Annotated in this window: 2 protein-coding genes; both read right to left on the bottom strand. The window is 32.5% G+C overall.

What is annotated here, in order from left to right:
• Window positions 1-127 precede the first annotated feature (127 nt).
• Entirely contained in the window at window positions 128-1,027 is a 900-nt protein-coding gene (locus tag FWJ34_RS19075) for an AEC family transporter (protein WP_308256907.1), read from the bottom strand.
• 200 nt (window positions 1,028-1,227) lie between these two features.
• Window positions 1,228-2,376 (bottom strand): DNA-processing protein DprA, encoded by a 1,149-nt coding sequence (gene dprA, locus FWJ34_RS19070; RefSeq protein ID WP_308256906.1) that lies wholly within the window; start codon window positions 2,374-2,376, stop codon window positions 1,228-1,230.
• Window positions 2,377-2,705 lie beyond the last annotated feature (329 nt).

Genomic DNA, 2,705 nt, shown 5'->3' with positions numbered 1-2,705 from the left:
TCAAATTTACTAATTTAAAGTTTCGATTTATTTCATATTATTAAATATGACCTCGATCGATTGATCTACAACAGTTGCAGAATCTATAAATTGCAAGTGTTTGCGGAGTTTGACAAAAGAGGGCTATTTAAGGTGAAGGAGAAGTCATCAACCAAATGATTAAAGGAAGGGTTGCAAAACTCATCAATGTAGATATGATAATTGTTCTTGCTACCATTGTCGTATTTCCTCCAAATTCTTTAATCATAATCACAGCATTTACTGCCGTTGGCATCGCTGTTTGTAAGGTTAATACTTGTAAATCTAATCCTTCTAAACCGACTAATCTTCCTATACTATAAGCTATTATCGGGGCGATCGCCAATCTTCCCATTGTAGCGGTAAACTCGCTGACACCAAATTGAAATTTAGTTTTACTTAACTGCATTCCTAAAATAATTAAAGCGATAGGAATAGAGGAGATTCCCAACCATTCCAAACTTTTGCCAAGATTAAAAGGTAATGTTATTTTCGTTAAATGTAAAGTAATTCCGATTAACATTGACCAAATTAAAGGTAATTTCCATGTTAATTTTAAACTGGTGATTAAACTATCACCCTTTAACATGGCAGGTAAAATTCCAAATAAAATAACACTAGAAAAAATCATGTAAATTACTGCCCTTTCTAATCCTTCACTTCCTAAAGAAAAAGCAATAATTGATAAGCCCATATTACCATTATTAGGACAAAGACTAATGGCTAACAAACCTTTATTATCATCAGCGGATAGTTGAAGAAATCGACTAACTATGACAACACAACCGTAAATAATTGTTGTTGTTAAAATATAAGCTAAAAGTAACCTCAAAGCTGCATCATGAGAGATGGTTGTGCGATAAAAACTATCAGCAACTAAGGCTGGTGCTAAAATATAAACACTAATTTGAGATAAGGTTGATTGATCTAATTTTAAGGTTTTATTGCCAACATAACCCATAGCGATAATTAATGCTACGGGTAAAACTGAAGATAAAATTATATTCACGATTAATAATTTAGAATTTATAATTTAGAATTTAGCCCTGTACATCGTTGCCATTACCCTTTGCCTTTACTTAAACATTTACCTCTTCACACTCTTCCCTTTTCGCTATTCTCACTATTACCCATTGTCTGTTGCCCCGATGCCCCGTTGCCTGAAGAATTAAGAATTACAAGCAAGATTATTTATCTCATAATTAACTATTACTTAGAATAAGTCATACCGGGTAATTGAGTGATTAACCCATCTAACTCTAGTTGTAATAAAATTCCTGAAACTTCTCCACTATTTAAAGAACTTTTTTCCACAATCACATCAAAAGGAGTAGGGTTGATTTCGATCGCCTCATAAACTAATCTAAAAGTAGAAGATAAAATGGGTTCTTCCTTTGTCTTTTTGGCATTATTAGTAATAGGAGGGGAAGAGGATGAAAATAAAGATAATTGTTGCCCTTCATTTAAACTAGGAATAACTCCTAAACTAGATAATAATTCCTCTGGTGTAATAATCACTTCAGCACCATGATGAATTAGTCTTAAGCATCCTCTTGCTTTAAGGTTATCAGGAGTATTGGGTAATGTATAAACGTCTCGGTTAAATTCATTAGCATAACGGGCAGTAATTAACGCCCCTGATTTTTCTGGTGCTTCCATTACTAAGATGGCACGGCATAAACCAGCAACAATACGATTACGGGCAGGAAAATTTCCCCTTTCAGGTTGGCTTCCATAGTCATATTCTGTCAAAATTAAGCCTTTTTCGGCAATTTCAGACATTAATTGACGATTATGAGAGGGATAAGCCCTATCAAGCCCATTTCCTAAGACAGCAATAGTTTTACCACCGCCATCTAAACAACCACGATGTGCCATTGTATCAATACCTTCGGCTAAACCAGATACCACTGTAAAACCATTTTCAGCCAAAATCTTACTAATATTATATGTCCATTTTCTTCCATGTTCTGTAGGTTTTCTTGTACCAACAATACCAATTAACGGATTAATATTTTCAAATAATTTTTTTTCTCCTTGATAATATAAAATGGCGGGAGGGCTAGGAATTTCTAATAATATTTGAGGGTATTCTGGTTCATTTAGAGTCCAAAAATTAGGATTTTTTTCAAGATGTTTTAAATATAGTTTATCAGGATCAATTTTTTGTTTTTCGTCTTTAATTAGATTACATAACTTTTTCCCGATTCCATCAATTATTATTAATTCTTCTGTTGATTTGTGCCAAGCATCTTGTAAACTACCAAAATGTTCATAAATTTTTTTGAGAGAAACTACCCCAATACCTTTAATTTTTGACCATGCTAACCAATAAATTTTTTCCTTATCTTCTATCATAAAGTTTGATAATTATTTGTCAATGCTTTAAGGATAATAACTAATATAGCAATCTCATTTGATTTGTGGCATTTCTGTCGGGTAAAATTTAGCCATTGCCTATTGCCCATTGCAAGAGTGCCTAATAACTGTTTTAACTATTAATTTACAATACCCGATATAGAAAAATTATACAAATTAATAACTATTCCCTAAGGTTTGCAATTTGTATAAACTAGCATATAATCCATTTTCTGTTAATAATTGATCATGATTACCAGATTCGATTAATTCTCCGTGTTTTAACACCAAAATTTTATCTACATTCCTGATAGTTGAAAGCCTATGGG

Source organism: Geminocystis sp. GBBB08, from assembly GCF_016743215.1.
In the GTDB taxonomy this organism is placed as follows: Bacteria; Cyanobacteriota; Cyanobacteriia; order Cyanobacteriales; family Cyanobacteriaceae; genus Geminocystis.
The sequence above is the reverse complement of the archived record's forward strand: the minus strand, read 5'-3'. Positions and strand labels throughout refer to the sequence as shown.

Coding starts and splice junctions, on each gene's coding strand:
- dprA (WP_308256906.1), bottom strand. CDS start 2,376: ATGATAGAAGATAAGGAAAAAATTTATTGGTTAGCATGGTCAAAAATT.